Here is a 20,402-nt window from a genome sequence, read left to right as displayed (position 1 = left end):
GTACAGCCGCGGTTGAAGTATAGGTTACCGACATGGAAGTCCTCACGTGCCTGCTCCATATGGGCACGGTTTTTAGTAATAACCGCACCAGTTAAGCCATATTCAGTATTGTTGGCTATCTCAAGCGCTTCGTTGAAATCCTTCGCTTTTGAGAAACCTACCACCGGTCCGAAAATTTCCTCTTGCATGATGCGGGACTTCGGATCTAAATCGGCAAATATAGTTGGCTTGATGAAGTAACCTTTGGAGCTATCTCCTTCGCCGCCAGTCATCAATTTGCCTTCTGACTTACCGATTTCAACGTATTCCATGATTTTCTTGAAAGCATTATTATCAATAACAGGGCCCATGAAAGTATCTTGTTCAGATGGCTCGCCAACTTTTATTTGGTTAGTCAATTCCACGACGCGATTCAATACTTGATCATATACATCCTCAACAATAACGGCACGAGAACATGCAGAACACTTCTGACCGGAGAATCCGAATGCCGATGCCATGATGGATTGTGCAGCCAATTCAAGGTCTGCTTCACTGTCCACAACAATCGTATCCTTACCGCCCATCTCGGCAATTAATCGCTTCATCCAAAGCTGTCCTTCGCTGATTTTGGAAGAGCGGTCGAAAATGCGCAGGCCGACATCGCGGGAACCAGTGAAGCTGATGAAACGAGTATCCTTATGGTCAACTAAGTAGTCGCCAACCTCAGCGCCGCTGCCTGGAACGAAGTTTAGCACACCCTTTGGCAGTCCTGCTTCTTCCATTACTTCCGCAAATTTAGCTGCAATAATTGGCGTAGTGGAAGCAGGCTTCAGCAAGACCGTGTTGCCAGAAACAATCGCGGCAACGGTAGTACCAGCCATGATCGCAAAGGGGAAATTCCAAGGTGAAATGATGATGCCGACACCAAGTGGAATATAATCGTAACGGTTAAATTCGTAAGGACGGCTCTGAACAGGCACACCATTTTTTAAGACAAGCATTTGCCTACCATAGAATTCTAAAAAGTCAATTCCTTCTGCCGTGTCAGCATCTGCTTCTCTCCACGGCTTTCCCGCTTCTTTCGTCATCAAAGCAGAGAACTCATGCTTGCGGCGGCGGATAATCGCTGCCGCTTTAAAAAGCACATCTGCACGGACCTCCGGCTTGGTTTTTCTCCATGTTTTAAATGCCTCAACGGCCGCCTGCATCGCTTTTTCTGCAAGTTCTTTATTGGCCTTTGACACACGGCCGACTACTTCCTCTTTGTTGGCGGGATTATAGGAAACAATTTTTTCCTCGGTAGTCACTTTTTCACCGCCGATGATTAAGGGATAATCCTGTCCTAAATAGCCTTCAACTGTTTTTAAGGCTTGAAGATATGCTTGGCGGTTTTCTTCCACTGTAAAATCTGTTAATGGCTCATGTTTATATGGTTGTACCATGCTAAAACCCCTCCTATGTAATCACTCATTTACATCCAGTGCAACAAATCCTTTTGTCTAAAAATACTGAAAACCCCCTCATTCAGGAGGCGGCGAATTTCGCAGATAAACAATCCTATTTTGCCTCGAAAACTAGAATGTTAACCAAAAAAGACCCGGCCGCTATAGCGGCCGAATCTTATTGGTAAATATACACAAACGGTTCATTTTCATTGGCTTTACGGACAATCAGTGCTTCAGGGCCGTCCACGGAGGTCACGTTTACTGATACCGAAATGTATTCAGGAAAATGCTCCATGACCAATCCTGTGACATATTGGGTAAATCCAATTCCCTCTGTCTTTCCGTAAAATTGAATTGGAATCGTGATATCTAAATTTTGCAGCTGATCGCCGACGTAAAACGCCCGGCCAATCACGCCGTTGAAGTTTGGAAAATATTCTTCAACATCCTGTTTAAAGTTTAAAAAGGCGATTGTATCATCGCGGTGTGCTTCCTGGGCATCACTGGATGGGAATAAATAATATTTTTCGTCGACTTTTTCCCATGAGTTTAAACTTGAGCTGCCTTTATCAACTGTTGTATAGGCAATGAAATTTCCTGGCACAACAGAAGATTTGCTTTGCTGGGCGAATAATGCAATCGTGATTGGAACGTCGCTTACATTTTTCATGGTCCTAATTCGTTTGATCATTTCTTCCGCTATTTTCTTTCCTTCGCGTTCCATGTCTGCAAAGTCAATATGCTGCTCTTTTTCAACAGTACCGCTATCGACTTGAACCTTGTAATAGTAGGTTGTATTAAGGGCAAGGCCAATGGTAATTCCGCCAAGTGAAACGTTACCCTTATCATCTTTTGTTAAATAATCATGCTCCAAAATATGGGCTAAATAAATCGGACTGCTCGGTTCCCCCGGCGGGCCTGTATCGACAGGGTTTAATCCGATATTATCCGCTGCCTTCAGGCTTTTTGCCTTTAGCTGTTCCTCTGTATATTGTCGGCTCAGCAATTGTCTTACCGTTTTTTCCTTGATTTCCTGTCCTTCACGGAAATAATATTTATCAGTATCAAAGCTATTTTGGGCTATACGCATTAAACCCATTTCGAACTCGTTCAAATCATATCTTGTATTGATATTATTGACGACCAATCCGCGGGCCTGCCCCGGCTCAAATGGCAGAATGGTCCGGTAATATTTATCTGAAATATTATATTTCGGAATAATCGCCTTCCCTTTATCCTTCTCCTTTGTTTGCACTTCTTCATTTTGCTTTTGAAAAGTAGGTGCGCAGGCACTCAGCAAAAAGACAAGGGAAAGCGCGAGCAATGAGAGTTTTCTCAAAACTGACACCTCTTACTTATTTAATTCTTCAAGGAGCTTCTCTTCATCCCACACTTCAATTCCCAGTTCCTGTGCTTTTGCGAGCTTGGAGCCTGCATCTTCACCAGCAATGACCAAGTGGGTTTTCTTGCTTACACTTCCCGCCACATTTCCGCCTAACGCCTCAATCTTTTCTTTTGCTTCATTTCTCGATAAGCGTTCCAGTTTGCCGGTTAATACCACCGTTTTGCCGGCAAAAATAGAATTGGATTCCTCGGCGGATACCTTTCTTACCCCTTTAAACTCCATGTTCACTCCAAAAGAAGCTAATTCCTGAATCAGTTCGGTTGCCTCTTCCTGTTCGAAAAAGCTGACGATGGAATCAGCCATTTTATCACCGATTTCATTGATGGCTATCAGATCTTCTTTGGAAGCAGACGCTAATCTTTCCATTGCCCCAAATTCCTGGGCCAAAGTTTTTGCCGCTTTTGCCCCGACATGACGGATGCCAAGCCCGAAAAGCAGTTTTTCCAGCGAGTTTTCCTTAGAGGCTTCAATCGCTTTTAACAGATTGGAAACCGACTTATCTCCCATTCTTTCAAGGGCAATAAGCTGGTCATAGGATAGCTTATAAATATCAGCCACATCGCTGATTAATTTTTCGGCAAACAGCTGGCTGATGACCTTTTCCCCAAGGCCATCAATGTTCATCGCATCACGTGAAACGAAATGGATTAAACCTTCACGGATTTGCGCCGGGCATTTCGGATTAATGCAGCGAAGGGCCACTTCACCCTCTAATCGGACTAGTTCGCTTTCACATTCCGGACAGTGTGTCGGCATATGAAAATCGACCTCTTCTCCCGTGCGCTGATCAGCCAAAACATTGACGACTTCCGGGATAATGTCGCCGGCTTTTTTAATGACGACCTTGTCGCCAATTTTGATATCCTTCTCTCGAATTAGATCCTCATTGTGCAAGGAAGCACGCTGCACAGTGGTACCAGCCACTTTAACCGGTTCTAAAATAGCTGTAGGTGTAATAACCCCGGTGCGGCCGACGCTTAATTCAATATCCTTCAAAGTCGTTACAACTTCTTCAGCCGGGAACTTATATGCTATTGCCCAGCGCGGGCTTTTAGCAGTCGATCCAAGAGCAGCCTGCTGCTCTAAGGAGTCAATCTTAATAACGATCCCGTCTATTTCATAAGGCAGATGCGGGCGCTTTTCCACCCAGCTGTTTACAAAGTCAATTACCTCATCAATCTTGACGCACTTTCTCCGCTCTTTATTCGTTTTAAACCCAAGTTTGTCCAAGTAATCTAAGCCTTCGCTATGCGAGACGACGCCAAGGTCCCCTGGATTTCCAATTCCGTATAAAAAGATATCCAGTCTCCGGGAAGCCGCCATTTTCGTGTCAAGCTGGCGGAGTGAGCCTGCCGCCGCATTTCTTGGGTTGGCAAATAGCTCCTCCCCCCGCTCTTTCCTTGCCTCATTCAGCGCTTCAAAGGAACGCTTCGGCATAAAGGCCTCACCGCGGACCTCCAAGGACACAGGTTCTGTGAGGCGGAGCGGAATGGATTTAATTGTTCTTAGATTTGCCGTTATATCTTCGCCAATTGTACCATCACCGCGGGTAGCCCCTTGGATAAACAAACCGTCTTCGTAACGTAAAGAAACTGCAAGGCCGTCAATCTTTAACTCGCAGACATATGAAAAGTCATCCCCCACAGCCTGACGGATACGGCGGTCAAAGTCTCTTAAGTCCTGTTCGTTAAAAGCGTTGCCCAAGCTCAGCATCGGTGTTCGATGCTCGACTTTTTCAAAAACATCGAGAACCTCTCCGCCAACCCTTACAGACGGAGAGTCAGGTGTTTTTAATTGGGGGAACTTTTCTTCAAGCTCCAATAGCTCCTGCATTAATCGGTCATATTCAGCATCTGGTACGGATGGTTTGTCTAAGACATAGTATTCATAACCGTATTGATTTAATAGCGTCCGCACTTCGGATATTTTTTGTTCAGCGGTTTGAAGGTCCATATATCCAACCCTTTCCTCATCTAATTGCAGCAAGTTCCCCAATAAAAATGAGGAAACCTATTTTTCACTTACTTTAAGACGATTTTTCAGGAAAAATTGTTACACTTTTTTGATCGGTGCAAATTTGGCAAGCAGGCGTTTGATGCCAGTTGGACTTGGGAAAGCAATATCGAGTTCGGTGCCTTCTCCCTGTCCTTTCACACTGACAACGGTCCCAATGCCCCATTTTCCATGTTCAGCTTTGTCGCCAACCTTCCAGTCAGCTCCCTCACCGCCGGAAGCAGCTGAAACCGGGCGCATAACTGGCTTACGTGGAGAGGCAGGAGTGCCAAATGTACTCCGGCCGGTTCCTGAATCCCCGGCTGATTCGAAGGAAGAACGTGACCCTCCAAAGGAAGAACGGCTCGAGCCAAATGAACTGCCGCTCGATGAAAAAGAAGAACCTCTTGAGCCAAACGGTGAATTTCGTCTTTCCGGTTCAAAGACTTCCAAAAGGTCTTCGGGAATTTCACTAATAAACCTAGACGCTGGATTCATATTAGTCCGTCCAAACAGGGTTCTCATTTGGGCATTTGTAAGGAACAGATTTTGCTCTGCTCGTGTGATTCCTACATAGGCAAGACGGCGTTCCTCCTCCATTTCCACCTCTTCCATCAAGGAGCGGCTGTGCGGGAAAACCCCTTCTTCCATACCAATTAAGAATACAATGGGGAACTCGAGTCCTTTTGCGGAATGCAAGGTCATCAAAACAACTGAGTCTGCCTTTTCCCCGTCATCATCCATGGAATCAATGTCGGCAACAAGAGCTAAATCAGTTAAAAAGGCAACAAGGGTTTTATCATCATTTGTTTCTTCAAAATTTTTCGTAACAGATAACAATTCCTCAAGGTTCTCCAAGCGGCTTTGCGCTTCTATGGATTTTTCTGCCTTTAGCATTTCGCTATAGCCGGTTTTATCGAGGACTTCTTCCACTAATTCAGTTACGGATAGAAACTCCTGCATATTCGTATAATTTTTGATTAAATCGCGGAATTCTGCTGCCGCTTTTGTTATTTTTGGGCTTAAACCAATTAAATCAATGGAGTCAAGCGCTTGAAAAATCGACAGATCATGCATTGCGGCAAAATCAATAATTTTATCAAGCGAGCTTGAACCGATGCCGCGTTTCGGAACATTGATTACTCGCTGCAGGCTGATGTCATCATCTGGATTGGAGATTAATCGCAAATAGGCAAGCATATCCTTGATTTCTTTTCGATCATAGAACTTCGTACCGCCGACAATGGCATAACCGATGTTTGATTTAAGCAGGACTTCTTCCATTACACGGGACTGGGCGTTCGTACGGTACAAAATGGCGATGTCCGAAAGCTTGTACTTCCCATCGCGGGTCAGTTCCTTAATTCTGCCTGTAACAAACTGTGCTTCGCCCTGCTCGCTGTCGGCACGGTAATAAACAATTTTGTTTCCTTCAGGATTTTCCGTCCATAAATTTTTCGCCTTACGGTTAAAGTTCTTTTCAATCACTTTATTGGCTGCCAGAAGAATCCTTTTGGTAGAGCGGTAGTTTTGTTCAAGAAGAATGACTGTAGCGTTTGGATAATCTTTTTCAAAGGAAAGGATGTTGGCAATATCCGCACCTCTCCAGCGGTAAATGGACTGGTCGGAGTCGCCGACAACACAAAGGTTTTTAAAGCGGTTTGCCAGCAGTTTGACCAGTAAATATTGCGCTTTGTTCGTATCTTGATACTCATCCACGTGAATATACTGGAACTTGCGCTGGTAGTACTCCAATACTTCCGGCACACGCTGGAACAATTGAATCGTCTTCATGATCAGGTCATCAAAGTCCAGGGCCTGATTTTTCCGGAGGCGTTTCTGGTATTCTTCGTAAACATCGCTGACAACCTGTTCGAAATAGCCCCCAGCAGTTTTTGCATATTCTTCCGGGTCGATGAGTTCGTTTTTAGCAGAGCTGATGGAACCCAAAATCGCCCGCGGGTCAAATTTCTTTGGATCAATGTTCTTTTCCTTTAATATCCCTTTAATGACGGATTGCTGGTCGCTTGAATCCAAAATCGTAAAATTTCGGTTAAACCCGATGCGGTCGATGTCACGGCGTAAAATGCGGACACACATCGAGTGAAAGGTAGAAATCCAAATTTCTTCTGCAGCGCCGCCCATCATTTTCGCAATCCGTTCTTTCATCTCTCGGGCAGCTTTGTTCGTAAATGTAATAGCCAAAATATTATAGGGATTAACCCGTTTTTCCACAATTAAATAAGCAATTCGATGTGTTAACACTCTCGTCTTGCCGCTTCCGGCCCCGGCCATGATCAACAGCGGTCCGTCCGTGGCTTTTACAGCCTTTTGCTGTTCCGGGTTCAAGCCGTTTATCAATTTATCAGTTAAATATTGCAATCTATCCACCACCAAATACAAACATTTGTTCTTGTTTTTATCATAACGGAATCTGTGTCCTTTAGCAAATTTTATCGGACACTCTTCACGGTTTCTAATGCTAAGTCAAAGTTATCATAAATAGCGTTTCCTACTACAATTACATCCGCGTGCTTGGCCATTTCTGCAGCCTGTTCAGGAGTTGAAATGCCGCCGCCATAAAACAGCTTCGTGTTATTAAGCACCTTTTTCACGTCAGCAACCAATTGCAAGTCGCCGTATTTGCCACTGTATTCTAAATAAAAAATGGGCAGATTAAACATTTTTTCCGCCATCATCGCATAGCCCTTAACATCATCAATGGTCAATTGTGCATTGGCGGAGGAAAGTTTAGCTGCTTTGCAATCGCTATTAAGGATGCAGTAGCCCTCCATGACTATTTCTCCCCAATCCATAATTTCACCAAACTCCTTCACCGCTTGATGATGAAGGCCGGTAATCCATTTTGTATCGGTACTATTTAGGACGGTTGGGATAAAATAAAGATCGAAGCCGGGGGTTACGGTTTCGATGTTTGATATTTCAAGTACACAGGGCACAGTATAGCGACGGATCCTAGCCATCAAATCAAGAACATTTTCAAGCGTGACTCCGTCCGTTCCGCCGACAATCACGGCATCCGTACCAGATTCACAAATTTTTTCAAGTTGTTCGTCCAATATTTCTTTATTTGGGTCGAGTTTGAACACGTGGCGCCACGTGTGAACATCATACATCTATTAAGCCCCCCAATTCATAATTCCATTAAACCATTATAGCACTAGAGCATTCGATACAAAAACAATACAATGAAACTATTTTTGGAAAATATCGGTATGGTAAATGGAAACTCACCGATTGGCGAGTCCGATAGGACGAAGACAGAGGCGTAGTTGAATTTATACTTTCCTATTAGCTAAAAAGAAAAAACCGGAGAGACTTTCTACTCCGGTTTTTTGATATTTAGGTTATGCCTGGCTGTTTTCTTCCTTGATCCGCTCTAAGACCATTTCATAGGTGTCATTTCCAAAGTTCAAGCATCGTTTAACGCGTGAAATGGTAGCTGTGCTTGCTCCAGTTTCCGATTCAATTTTGTGGTACGTGTTTCCTTCACGGAGCATTCTAGCTACATCCAGGCGCTGGGCTAAAGCCTGAATTTCGTTAATCGTACATAAGTCATCAAAAAAACGATAGCATTCCTCCAGGTCCTTCAATGAAAGAACGGCTTTAAACAATTGGTCAAGCTCTTTACCACGCAGTTTATTAATTTGCATATAATTTCCCCTTTACCGTATAAATCATTGTACATCAAATGAGACGCTTTGAGAAAGGCCTGGTTTAGCCGGCACTACATTGACCCATGTTTTTCCTGGAACGAGGGGAACCTCTTGGCCCTCCTTCACCGGAACAATTCGTCCGTCTTTGTTCGCCCAATTCACTTCGTTTACTTTTCCCATTTGCAGCAGGTAGGCTTTTCCTCCGGATTTTAAATCCACTTTCAGGTGGCCTGCCGAATCATAAACCTGGTGAACTGCTTCAATGATAAAAATATTATCCAATAGGACTGGCTCATTATTTTCTAAATCCACGGTCTGTTCACCGCCAGAAAAGCGTTTGTACTTGCCAGACTGGGGATCAAACGTAAAAGTCAAATCAGAGATGCCTCCTCTTGAGTAGGAAATCATCACAGATTTTGCTTCATTTCCTGTGACCTTACTCTTTTCGTCCTCTTTTAAAAATGTAAAGCTTGGTGGTGTTTTATCCATCGTATAGTGCTTTTGTTCAACACCCTTTAAAATGTTTTCGTACGTAATGTACGAGTTATGCGGTGCTTTGCGGGCACTGGACCGCTTAAACAATGTACCATCATATTGCATTCCATTTAAGTTATCAACATAGTTGCTCTCAAGCATCTGCCTTGCTTCTTCACTGTACCCATGGGCGATATAAAGAGCGTTTAGACCTTTGGCCAGATCAATATAATAGGCTCGTGAACTTCTTACCGGACCTATATTTGCCGGCTTTTCACTTTGAAAGACAGCTAAGAAACGGGTCATATCCCCTTCTGCAATAAGTTCATAGACAATATCCGCCTTAGACAAGCCTGATTGCGGCCTAGCCTTTGGGTGATTATTAATCATGACTGCGACTGCTCTTCCATCTGTTTTCGTTTCTGATTTTACGCCAGTAAGAGGAAAATAGTAGGCGACTTCTTCCTTCTTTTCTTCTTTTTCCACTACCTTGTCAACCACTTTTTCTTTTGGTTCCAGTGGTTTTACCGTTTCTTCTTTCTTACTGCATCCGGAGAACAGTAAAAGAAGCGCTGCTGCTGCAACAGCCCATTTTTTCATCCAGTCAACACCCCTGTTTCCTCTCCATACATCCAATCACTTTCGCGCGTTAAATCATTAACTTAATTATAGTTTAACGCATTATCGATGGAAAGAGTACTGTTTTGTTCATCACATCATACATCCCCTGCTGGGTAATCCGAATATACGGCAAATGCGTCGTTGAGAAAAACAACAAGCTATAAATCGGATCGGAAAAGCTGTAGCCTCGATTTTTCAATTCCTCAAGCAGACGTTTCTCCTGAACCATTAACTCCTCCATCGGAAGATTTGACATAATTCCAGCCAATGGCAGCTGCAGCTCGCAAACAACCTCCCCGCCTTCGACCAGGACGATCCCTCCGTCCAATTCTTTCATTCTATTAAATGCCAAAAGCATATCCTGCTTGTTTTTTCCAATTAAAATGATATCCCCTGTATTGGAAAAGGAACTTGCCAGTGCAGATAAATTATTGGCAAATCCTTTTAACATCGTGTTAATCCGCCATTTCCCTTTGCGGTCAATCAAGGTAAAGAAACACTCATCATGATCGGTTGTCAATTCATCTCCCGAAACATCAATGGCGATGGAATATGGTTTCGTGATAACAGAATTCTCCATTTTGATTCCGAACGGCATGGAAAATTGCAAGTCGTCCATTGTTAATTCCCAGTCTAATTCCATCGGCTTTAAACCATACTGTGACCAATCAACAGAAGGGTATGCTTCCTCAACCTTCATTCCATTCCGTTTTACCCATTTTCCTTTAGCCAGTACAGATACCGGTGTTGGATTTTCAACGCTTGATAAGAAGTTAATATTTGCTACTCTGCCTGTGGCAATGTTCCCGAGAAGGTGGTCGATGCCGTAGTATCTAGCAATATTAACTGAGGCCATATTATAGGCATCAATAACCGGAACATCTTTTTCAATTGCAATCCGAATCATAGCATCGGTTATGCCCTGCTCGTAAAAAGTCGAAGTAGCTCCGTCCGTATTAAATATTAATCTATCATATGCGTCAATTCCCATCCGCTTCATGTCATCAAGAATATCAGGTAAATCAGGGCGAATTGACGAATAGCGTAGGGAAACCATATAGCCCTGCATGAGGCGGTTATAAATTTCCTCACCCGTCATTGCCTCATGGTCACAATCAGCCCCCAAAAGCATCATCTTTGCCAAGGTTTTTTCCGAAGCGCCAGGAAAATGGCCTTCGATTTTCTTGCGCATCCGTTTTGCCTCTTGAATCCAATGAAGCATCATATCATCGCCGTTTAAAAGCTTAGGCCAGCCCGTCAGCTCTCCGCCCTGAAGGACCGCGTCGTGCTCTAGCCAGGACTTAATATTACTGTGTGAAAAAGTTTCTTCCTCATACAAAATTTCTGTTTGCGAATCAAACCGGCACCACCAAAACATTGTGGATGGAATCGAGCGGAAATCCCGCAATAATGAAAACGCTTCCCTTTTTGGCAAATTCAAAGCCAGGGCCATATTGTCATTTATTAATGTCGTCGTTCCAAACTGTGATGCATAAGCCGCAAGAGTATGGGGATTATATAATTGAAACGGATGGGCATGCGGTTCAATATAACCTGGAACAAGGATTTGTTCCGTACAATCAATGATTTCACAGTTTTCTGTGTTGGCAGGCAGGTTCTCGCCAACATAAACAATCCGATCGTCATATATCCAAATATTGGCACGCATCCATTTCTTAAACGTCTGATTTAAATATAAGGCGTTTTTTAACAGAATGGTGGGGGCTGTTGTCCCATCCAAAACGGATACATGCATGCGTAATTGTCTGTTTTTCCAGCGGTAGCGCTGTTCCAGCATACAAAATCCCTCCCTAAAATGAAACGTATCTATTTATAAATTGGTTGATTTCACAATAAAGAAAACCCTTACAAATTTCTTAGTTATTATACTATCATATTTTGTAATTTAAAGCAGTAAAGAAAATGATAAATATTGTAAAATTTTTGTGAAGGAGTGAACAAAAGTGAAAATTACACCAAACATAGGGATTTTAAACGCCCTAATCCGTATTACTGTTGGACTTACCTTGCTTTCTTGGTGCACTGCTAAATTGGTGAAGCAGCCATGGAGAGATTCCTACTTGTTCGTCGCTCTTTGTGCGGCCATGAAGGTAGCGGAGGGAATTGTCCGCTACTGTCCGATGACGGCATTAATTGAGAAGTGTCAGTGTATGGTCGATGAAGGGAAACTCGGCGGATCTGTTGATGGAAACATTGATGCCGCTGATGGGGTTGAAGGGTTGACCGGGGATGCCATGCCGTATAATCCGACCTGATGTTTAAATTAGTAAAGTTTTAAAAAAGGGCTGTCCGCAAGTGCGGCAGCCCTTGAATTTAGAAGACGTGCGCGATAGCCTTAAAACCGATATCCCTCCGGTAAAAAACACCTTCGGACGTTAATTTTACAAGCTCAGCATAAACTTTTTCCTGTGCTTCTGCTAAGTTCCCAGCCTTAGCACCAACCAAAAGAACTCGGCCTCCAGTGGTCACAAACTCACCAGTTTCGTTTTTAGCGGTTCCCGCATGAAAAACATAAACCTGTTCAGGGTCCAAATCTGATAAACCGTCTAGTACAGCACCTTTTACGTACTCCCCAGGATATCCTTTGGAAGCGACCACCACTCCCAGCATGGCCTCTTCATCCCACTCAAGAACAGGAGTGCCGCCATCCAACAATTCATTCACCACTTGAACTAAGTCTGATTTCAAGCGCGGTAAAATTACCTGCGTTTCCGGATCGCCAAAACGGGCATTGAACTCAATTACCTTCGGACCGTTCTCCGTTTTAATCAGACCTGCATATAAAATCCCGCAAAAGCTTCTACCCTCTTGAACCATGGCTTTGGCCGCTGGTTTCAGAATAGTTTCAACGGCTGTCTGAACAATTTCTGCGCCAATTTGCGGCACCGGTGAATAGGCACCCATCCCGCCGGTGTTCGGTCCTTGATCGCCGTCAAAAGCCCGTTTATGATCCTGGGCGATTTCAAGCGGAACCACTACCTCGCCATTGACGAAAGCCATTAAGGAAAATTCTTCTCCGTCCAAAAATTCCTCAACCACTACCCGGGCAGAAGCAGCGCCGAACTGTTTATCCAATAACATGCTTTTGAGGCTTTCCAGTGCTTCCTCCATGGTCATGGCCACGGTAACACCTTTCCCTGCTGCCAGCCCATCCGCCTTTATGACAATTGGAGCACCCTTCTCTTCAACATACTGACGGGCCTCGTCATAAGAAGTAAAGACAGCATAATCAGCCGTTGGAATTTGGTACTTCTCCATTAATTCCTTGGCGAATGACTTGCTTCCTTCGATTTCAGCAGCCGCCTGACGGGGTCCAAATACCCTTAGCCCCGCCTCAGAAAACTTGTCGGCCAATCCCTCAAGAAGCGGCACCTCTGGACCAATTATTGTCAAAGCGACGCCCTGTTCCTTCGCGAACTGGATCAGTTGTTCGTGGCTGGATTCCTCAATCGCAACAAGCTCTGCCACATCTGTCATGCCAGCATTGCCAGGGGCAGCAAACACTTTCTCCACCTGCTGGCTTTCGCTCGCTTTCCGGCAAATCGCATGCTCTCTACCACCGCGGCCAATTACCATAATCTTCACTGTTCTTCACCCCGATTAATGTTTAAAATGTCTGACACCAGTAAACACCATGGCAATTCCATATTCGTCCGCTTTTTTAATTGAATCCGCATCACGGATGGAGCCGCCCGGCTGAATAATCGCTGTAATACCTGCTTTCGCTGCAGCTTCGACGGTATCGTCCATTGGGAAGAAAGCATCGGAAGCAAGCGCCGCACCTTCGGCCTTTGCACCTGCCTGCTTAAGGGCAATTTCTGCAGAGCCGACACGGTTCATCTGTCCAGCACCGATTCCAAGCGTCATGTCCTTGTCAGAAACGACAATAGCATTGGATTTCACATGCTTTACAACCTTCCAGCCCAACTTTAACGCTTCCCACTCAGCGTCTGTCGGCTGTCTCTTCGTTGGAATTGTGATATTCGCATCTTCCAGACTATACCGGTCCTGATCCTGTACAAGCAGTCCGCCTTCAATCGTCGTCATTTTCCGTTCCACTTTTTGTCCCTGTTCAAATGGAATGGTTAACAGACGCAGGTTCTTTTTAGATGTCAAAACCTCAATCGCTTCCTTCGAGAACGAAGGAGCAATAATAATTTCTAGAAAAATTTCATGGAGCTTGCGGGCTGTTTCAGCATCCACTTCCTGGTTTAAGGCAATAATTCCGCCGAAAATGGAAACGGGGTCCGCAGCAAACGCCTTTTCAAAGGCTTCGAATACAGTTTTTCCCGTGCCGACTCCACACGGATTCATATGCTTAACTGCAACTGCTGCTGGTTCCGTGAACTCTTTCACGATTTGCAGCGCTGCATCAGCATCGTTGATGTTATTATAGGAAAGCTCTTTGCCATGAAGCTGGTCGGCATAAGCAATCGAGAATTTGGAACCAAGCGGCTTTTTGTAAAAAGAAGCCTTTTGATGAGGGTTTTCTCCATAACGAAGCGATTGCTTCAATTCATAGGTAACCGTTAATTTCTCCGGATTTTCTTCCTGAGCAAGGTTAGTCATATATTCCGCAATTAACGCATCATAAGCGGCAGTATGACGGAAAACCTTAGCAGCAAGCTTACGTCTTGTTTCTAGTGTTGTTTCCCCGTCAGCTTTTAATTCTGCAAGTACGGTTTCATAGTCAACAGGGTCGACAACCACGGTAACAAATTGATGATTTTTTGCAGAAGCGCGAAGCATTGCTGGTCCGCCGATATCGATGTTCTCAATCGCATCTTCAACCGTCACATCCGGCTTTTCAATTGTCTGCTGGAATGGGTAAAGATTGACACACACAACCTGGATCGGGTCAATTCCATGCTCTTCAAGCTGCTTTTGATGGTCTGCTTCGCCATGTTTCGCCAGCAAGCCGCCGTGAATAAATGGATTTAATGTTTTAACACGGCCTTCCAAAATTTCCGGAAATCCGGTAACGTCCGTTACACTAAGAACAGGCAGCCCCTGCTCCTGCAGCATTTTTTTCGTCCCGCCAGTCGAAACAATCTCAAATCCTAGATTGATCAATTCCTTTGCAAATTCGCTTACCCCGTTTTTGTCTGATACACTAATTAGCGCGCGCTTTTTCATTTTGTAATGCATCTCCTTTTGTCAATAACATCTGCAGAATTGATGGGTATAGCTTGTGTTCAATCTCCTGAATCTTCCACTGTAGGCTTTCTCTCGTTTCATTTTCCTCAATTCGTACCCGTTCCCGGACAATGACCGGCCCTGTATCCATTCCTTCATCGACAAAATGAATGGTCACGCCGCTCCATTTGGCGTTTGCAGCTAATGCCTGGCCAATCGCATCCTTGCCCGGGAAGTCAGGAAGCAATGAAGGATGGATATTGATAATCCGTCCTTCATATTCACTTAACAAGGTAGAGCCAACCAGCCTCATATAGCCTGCCAGCACAATCAAATCGACTTGTTTATTTTTCAATAACATGACGATTTCTTCTTCATAAGCTTCCTTGTTTGGATAGTCCTTGGCGTTAAAAACGAATGTAGAGATTTCAGCCTCCCGCGCCCGCTCAATCACATAAGCACCCGGTTGGTCGCAAACAAGCAGGGAGAGGTTTGCTGAAAGCTGCTTCGCTTGGACAGCGTCGACAATCGCTTGAAAATTACTTCCGCTTCCGGATGCAAAGATTGCGATATTTTTCATCGCCGTCCACCCCTGCCATTAATTTTGATGCCTTCGCTATCAGTTACTACTCCGATTTCATAAGGGGTTTCGCCGCATTGTTTAAAGTGTTCAAGCACATCAGCAGCATCTTCCTTATTCACCGCTATTACCATACCAATTCCCATATTAAAAATATTATACATCTCTTTATAGTCAATTTGTCCAAGCTCGGAGATCAGCTTAAACACATATGGAATATTCCAGTTTTTCTCATCGAGCTCCGCCCCTAGTCCGTTGGTGAGCATCCTTGGGATATTCTCGATAAATCCGCCGCCAGTGATATGGGCCATGCCTTTAATGTTGAATTTTTTCAATGCTGACAAAATCGGCTTTACATAGATTTTTGTCGGTTTCAGCAATTCTTCTCCCAAGGTGCAGCCAAGTTCATTCACAAATTCAATTAATGACCAATCATTAAATACCTTCCGTACTAAGGAATAGCCATTGCTATGAATACCGCTTGACGCAAGACCAATCAGGACGTCGCCTGCCTTAATCGTTTCACCGGTAATCAAGTTGGACTTTTCACACGCCCCGACCGTAAAACCTGCCAGGTCATACTCATTTCCACGGTAGAGTCCAGGCATTTCCGCTGTCTCTCCGCCAATTAAGGCACATCCGGCTTGCTCGCAGCCATCGGCAATCCCTTTGACAATTGCTTCAATCTTTTCGGGGAGCGCTTTGCCCGTTGCAATGTAATCAAGGAAATACAATGGCTCTGCACCTTGGACGACAATATCATTGACGCACATCGCTACGGCATCAATGCCGATTGTATCGTGGCGGTCCATCGCAAAAGCAATCTTTAGTTTAGTTCCTACCCCGTCCGTTCCTGACACCAAGACCGGCTCTTTTAAGTTTAGGGTCGATAAGTCAAACATCCCGCCAAAACCGCCGAGGCCGCCCAAGACGCCGGTCCGGGCTGTTTTTTGGACATGCTTTTTCATTCTTGCTACGGCTTCATAGCCTGCTTCGATATCAACACCAGCTTGTTTGTATGCATTAGCCACTGCTGTCACCCCTTTTGGTAGTAGTATTGAAGTGTATCTGGATAGATTTCAGTCGGATAATTTCCGGTAAAACAGCCAAGGCAAAATCCGTTTGTTCCTTCCGTCTGACCAAGGGAGACAAGCATCCCTTCAAGGCTTAAGAACGTTAAGGAATCTGCTCCAATCAGCTGTCTGATCTCCTCAACCGATTTATCTGAAGCAATTAATTCTTCCTTTGAGGATGTATCGATTCCGTAGTAGCATGGGTTTTTGATTGGCGGTGAGCTGATGACAACATGCACCTCAGTCGCCCCTGCTTCCTTCAGCATTTTAACAATTCTTCTGCTCGTTGTTCCGCGGACAATCGAGTCATCGACCATGACGACACGCTTCCCTTCGACTACCCCTCGGACAGCCGACAGCTTCATTTTTACCCCTTGCTCACGGAGCGACTGGGACGGCTGGATAAAAGTCCGGCCGACATATTTATTTTTAATTAAGCCCATCTCATAGGGAATACCCGACTCTTCGGCATAGCCAATTGCAGCAGAGATGCTGGAATCTGGAACTCCTGTCACCACATCTGCCTCAATTGGCGCCTCCATGGCCAATCTTTTCCCCATATTTTTGCGGGCGGTATGCACATTGATTCCCTGGATGTTGCTGTCCGGTCTTGAAAAATAAACATATTCCATCGTACAAATCGCTTTTGTTGAACTAACCGAAAACATCTCTGACTTGATTCCATTTTCGTTGATGATTAATAGCTCTCCTGGCTCAACATCGCGAATATATTCGGCGCCAATTACGTCAAACGCACACGTTTCCGAAGCGACCACATAAGCATCGCCAAGGCAGCCAAGTGAAAGCGGCCGTAATCCATGCGGATCGAGTGCCACCATTAATTCGGTTTCGGTCAAAATCAAATACGCATAGGCTCCTTTTAGCATCGAAAGAGCGTTTTTCACCTTGTCGTTCATGTTCGGGAATCCGCTTCTTCTGATCAAGTGGGCAAGCACCTCAGTATCTGAGCTCGTTTGAAAAATGCTGCCTTGGGCTTCAAGCTGATGTTTTAAAGAAGTAGCATTTACAAGATTGCCGTTATGAGCTAGGGCGAGGCTGCCCGTCTGCGAATGAAACAGGAGGGGCTGGACATTTTCATATCCCCCGCCGCCTGCTGTTGCATAGCGGACATGACCAATCGCTGTGTTGCCAGTTAACTCTGCCATTCTATCAGCAGTAAAAATTTCTGTAACCAGTCCTTCGCCCTTGACCACTTTCAGCGTATTGCCGTCATTAACGACAATGCCGGTTCCTTCCTGGCCGCGGTGCTGCAGGGCATGCAGCGCGTAATAAGTCAGCTGGGCTGCATCCTTATGGCCCCAGACACCAAAGACTCCGCACTCCTCGTTTAATCCCTTGATTTCAGCAAGCATGGGATTGCCCCCTTCCAGGCAGCTTTTAATTCTTCCACAGACGACTCAAGGACAGTTTGCTCTCCGGATACCACACTCATTGTTCCTGAATTATTCACTTCGCCGATCAAGGCGGCTTCTACTAAACTTTCAAACTCTGCTTGGTGTTCCTTTTTTACTGATAAAAGGAAACGGGACTGCGTTTCACTGAATAAGGCAGAAACTAGGTTTCCAGCGACATTCACTTTCGCCCCAAGCTGTGGATTTTCAAACAGACATTCTGCTAAAGCAACGGAAAGGCCGCCTTCTGACAAGTCATGAGCAGACTGAACCACTCCGGCACGAATCGCTGCAAGAACTTGCTGTTGTCTGTCTTTTTCGATTTGAATATTTAATTCCGGTGCCTTTCCAAAAACCTGCCCGTTGTTAAGGAGCTTTTGCAGCTCGCTGCCGCCAAATTCATCCTTAGTTTCTCCGACTAAATAAATCAGGTCACCGCTGTTTTTAAAGTGCTGAGTTGTAATATGATCAAGGTCTTCGATTAGTCCAACCATCCCAATAACAGGTGTCGGATAAATCGCGGTACCGCTTGTTTCGTTATATAAAGAGACGTTTCCGCCGATAACTGGTGTTTCTAATACCCGGCAGGCTTCACTGATACCGTCTGCCGCTTTTTCAATCTGCCAAAATACTTCCGGCTTTTCCGGGTTACCGAAATTAAGGTTATCGGTAATCGCTAGTGGTTCCGCGCCAGAACAAATGATATTTCTTGCTGCTTCCGCCACAGCAATTTGCCCGCCTGTTTCCGGGTCTAAATAGACGAAGCGGGAATTACAGTCAGTTGTCATTGCCAGTGCTTTGCGGGTGCCGCGGATTCTTACTACGGAAGCGTCTGACCCCGGAGCGATGACTGTATTGGTGCGAACCATATAATCGTATTGTTGATAAACCCATTCCTTGCTGGCAACAGTTGGCTGGCTTAATAGTTTTACCAGTGTTTCTTGTAAGTTTTCTACTTGTAGAATTTCGTTCTCCATCGCCTGGAATTCTGCAAAATATGCAGGCTCCATGGATGGCATGTTGTAAACAGGCGCGTCCTCCGCTAAGGAATCGACCGGAACGTCGGCTACCACTTCACCGTGATGAATCAAGCGCAGTTTCTTGTCATCCGTTACCTTTCCAATTGCAACAGCCTCTAAATCATATTTTTCAAAAAGCTCGACGATTTCCTGCTCACGGCCTTTTTTCACGACCACCAGCATGCGTTCCTGTGATTCTGACAACATCATTTCATAGGCAGTCATGCCAGTTTCCCGCTGCGGAACAAGGTCAAGGTTCATCTCGATACCCATTCCGGCTTTGCTGGCCATTTCAGCAGAGGAGCTTGTAAGTCCCGCTGCACCCATATCTTGAATGCCGACAAGGGCATCGGAATGAATCAACTCAAGACAAGCTTCTAGAAGGAGTTTTTCCATAAATGGGTCACCGACTTGAACTGCTGGTCGGTCTTTATCGGACTCTTCGGTTAATTCTACAGAAGCAAAGGTTGCCCCGTGAATGCCATCACGGCCGGTTTTCGCGCCGACATACATAACGGTGTTTCCGGCACCGTGCGCTTGGCCTTTTTTAATATCCTTGTGGTCGATAAGGCCAACACACATTGCGTTAACGAGCGGGTTGCCCTCATAGCAATCCTCGAATTGGATCTCGCCGCCAACAGTTGGGATTCCGATACAGTTTCCATAACCGGCAATCCCGGCAACGACTTCTTTAAAAAGGTATTTGACTCTGGAAGAAGAATCCAGCTCGCCAAAACGAAGCGAGTTTAATAGGGCAATTGGGCGTGCGCCCATCGAAAATACATCACGGATAATCCCGCCGACTCCGGTTGCAGCGCCCTGGTACGGTTCAATTGCGGATGGATGGTTGTGGCTTTCAATCTTAAATACAACCGCCTGACCGTCGCCAATATCAACGATCCCTGCACCCTCGCCAGGACCTTGAAGAACCTTCGGGCCACTGATTGGGAACTTTTTCAATACAGGCTTTGAGGTTTTGTAGCTGCAGTGCTCAGACCACATGACGGAGAAAAGGCCTGTTTCGGTATAATTCGGTGTCCGGCCCAAGATATTTTCAACCAAGGCAAATTCCCCATCGGATAAACCCATTTGCTGATATAGTTTCTCTTGCTTAATCTGTTCTGGATTTGGTTCAAGCTTTAACAACATGTGCTTCCCTCCAAGCCTTTACGATTGATTGGAACATTTTCAGACCGTCCGCGCTTCCGAGCAAGCTGTCAACAGCACGTTCTGGATGCGGCATCATTCCGAGCACGTTTCCTTTTTCATTGATGATTCCGGCAATATCAGCGAGGCTTCCGTTCGGGTTTTGCTGATAGGTAAAGACGATTTGGTTGTTTGCCTTTAATTGTTCGAGTGTTTCTTCGTCGCAATAATAATTTCCTTCGCCGTGGGCGACTGGAATGGTGATGGTTTGCCCTAGTGAGTATTCACCTGTAAACATTGATTCGTTATTTTCTACCTTTAATTCGACTGGTTTGCATATAAATGAAAGACTTTCGTTTCGTCTCATCGCCCCAGGCAGCAGGCCAGCTTCTAAGAGTATTTGAAAACCATTGCATACT

The 20,402-nt window shown here is 45.0% G+C and carries 16 protein-coding genes; 1 reads left to right on the top strand and 15 read right to left on the bottom strand.

The genetic code is table 11. From position 1 onward, the window contains the following. From pruA to KHB02_RS27025, 8 genes are all read right to left on the bottom strand, one after another. Positions 1 to 1,424, bottom strand: a 1,424-nt coding sequence (gene pruA / locus KHB02_RS27060) for an L-glutamate gamma-semialdehyde dehydrogenase (protein ID WP_241114128.1), incomplete at its 3' end; no start/stop codon positions are given. A gap of 178 nt (positions 1,425 to 1,602) precedes the next feature. Continuing rightward, the gene (locus KHB02_RS27055) at positions 1,603 to 2,766 is read right to left on the bottom strand and encodes a CamS family sex pheromone protein (protein ID WP_213147774.1); all 1,164 of its coding nucleotides are present in this window, start codon (positions 2,764 to 2,766) and stop codon (positions 1,603 to 1,605) included. Between the two features lie 12 nt (positions 2,767 to 2,778). Further along, positions 2,779 to 4,785, bottom strand: a complete 2,007-nt coding sequence (gene ligA, locus KHB02_RS27050; RefSeq protein ID WP_213147775.1) for an NAD-dependent DNA ligase LigA — start codon at positions 4,783 to 4,785, stop codon at positions 2,779 to 2,781. 99 nt (positions 4,786 to 4,884) lie between these two features. Continuing rightward, complete coding sequence (pcrA, locus tag KHB02_RS27045) at positions 4,885 to 7,206, bottom strand: DNA helicase PcrA (RefSeq protein ID WP_213147776.1); 2,322 nt, start codon at positions 7,204 to 7,206, stop codon at positions 4,885 to 4,887. Positions 7,207 to 7,277: 71 nt separating this feature from the next. Further along, a complete protein-coding gene (gene pcrB, locus KHB02_RS27040; RefSeq protein WP_213147777.1) occupies positions 7,278 to 7,961 on the bottom strand; it encodes a heptaprenylglyceryl phosphate synthase in 684 nt (227 codons plus the stop codon). Between the two features lie 231 nt (positions 7,962 to 8,192). Further along, the gene (locus KHB02_RS27035; RefSeq protein ID WP_213147778.1) at positions 8,193 to 8,498 is read right to left on the bottom strand and encodes a YerC/YecD family TrpR-related protein; all 306 of its coding nucleotides are present in this window, start codon (positions 8,496 to 8,498) and stop codon (positions 8,193 to 8,195) included. 24 nt (positions 8,499 to 8,522) lie between these two features. Then, on the bottom strand, positions 8,523 to 9,575 hold the full coding sequence (locus tag KHB02_RS27030; RefSeq protein ID WP_213147779.1) for a DUF3048 domain-containing protein: 1,053 nt from the start codon (positions 9,573 to 9,575) through the stop codon (positions 8,523 to 8,525). 73 nt (positions 9,576 to 9,648) lie between these two features. Continuing rightward, the gene (locus KHB02_RS27025) at positions 9,649 to 11,394 is read right to left on the bottom strand and encodes an adenine deaminase C-terminal domain-containing protein (protein WP_213147780.1); all 1,746 of its coding nucleotides are present in this window, start codon (positions 11,392 to 11,394) and stop codon (positions 9,649 to 9,651) included. A gap of 166 nt (positions 11,395 to 11,560) precedes the next feature. Here KHB02_RS27025 and KHB02_RS27020 point away from each other — a divergent pair, with 166 nt between their 5' ends. Continuing rightward, positions 11,561 to 11,872, top strand: coding sequence for a YgaP family membrane protein (locus KHB02_RS27020; protein WP_213147781.1), 312 nt, complete (start codon positions 11,561 to 11,563; stop codon positions 11,870 to 11,872). A 58-nt stretch (positions 11,873 to 11,930) separates the two neighbouring features. Here KHB02_RS27020 and purD read toward each other — a convergent pair whose 3' ends face one another. The 7 genes from purD to purQ form a co-directional block, all read right to left on the bottom strand. Beyond that, on the bottom strand, positions 11,931 to 13,202 hold the full coding sequence (purD, locus tag KHB02_RS27015; protein ID WP_213147782.1) for a phosphoribosylamine--glycine ligase: 1,272 nt from the start codon (positions 13,200 to 13,202) through the stop codon (positions 11,931 to 11,933). A 15-nt stretch (positions 13,203 to 13,217) separates the two neighbouring features. After that, positions 13,218 to 14,753 (bottom strand): bifunctional phosphoribosylaminoimidazolecarboxamide formyltransferase/IMP cyclohydrolase, encoded by a 1,536-nt coding sequence (gene purH / locus KHB02_RS27010; protein WP_213147783.1) that lies wholly within the window; start codon positions 14,751 to 14,753, stop codon positions 13,218 to 13,220. After that, complete coding sequence (purN, locus tag KHB02_RS27005; RefSeq protein ID WP_213147784.1) at positions 14,731 to 15,333, bottom strand: phosphoribosylglycinamide formyltransferase; 603 nt, start codon at positions 15,331 to 15,333, stop codon at positions 14,731 to 14,733. The genes purH and purN overlap by 23 nt, the downstream gene beginning before the upstream one ends. Then, the gene (gene purM / locus KHB02_RS27000) at positions 15,330 to 16,364 is read right to left on the bottom strand and encodes a phosphoribosylformylglycinamidine cyclo-ligase (protein WP_213147785.1); all 1,035 of its coding nucleotides are present in this window, start codon (positions 16,362 to 16,364) and stop codon (positions 15,330 to 15,332) included. The genes purN and purM overlap by 4 nt, the downstream gene beginning before the upstream one ends. A 5-nt stretch (positions 16,365 to 16,369) precedes the next feature. Next, positions 16,370 to 17,779, bottom strand: a complete 1,410-nt coding sequence (gene purF, locus KHB02_RS26995) for an amidophosphoribosyltransferase (RefSeq protein WP_213147786.1) — start codon at positions 17,777 to 17,779, stop codon at positions 16,370 to 16,372. Continuing rightward, entirely contained in the window at positions 17,755 to 19,986 is a 2,232-nt protein-coding gene (gene purL / locus KHB02_RS26990) for a phosphoribosylformylglycinamidine synthase subunit PurL (protein WP_213147787.1), read from the bottom strand. The genes purF and purL overlap by 25 nt, the downstream gene beginning before the upstream one ends. Continuing rightward, positions 19,970 to 20,402: phosphoribosylformylglycinamidine synthase subunit PurQ (purQ, locus tag KHB02_RS26985; RefSeq protein ID WP_241114127.1), on the bottom strand; the 433-nt coding region annotated here is incomplete at its 5' end. The genes purQ and purL, both read right to left, overlap by 17 nt.

Source organism: Neobacillus citreus (genome assembly GCF_018343545.2).
GTDB lineage: Bacteria > Bacillota > Bacilli > Bacillales > Cytobacillaceae > Neobacillus > Neobacillus citreus.
This window is presented reverse-complemented; position numbering and strand designations above follow the sequence as displayed.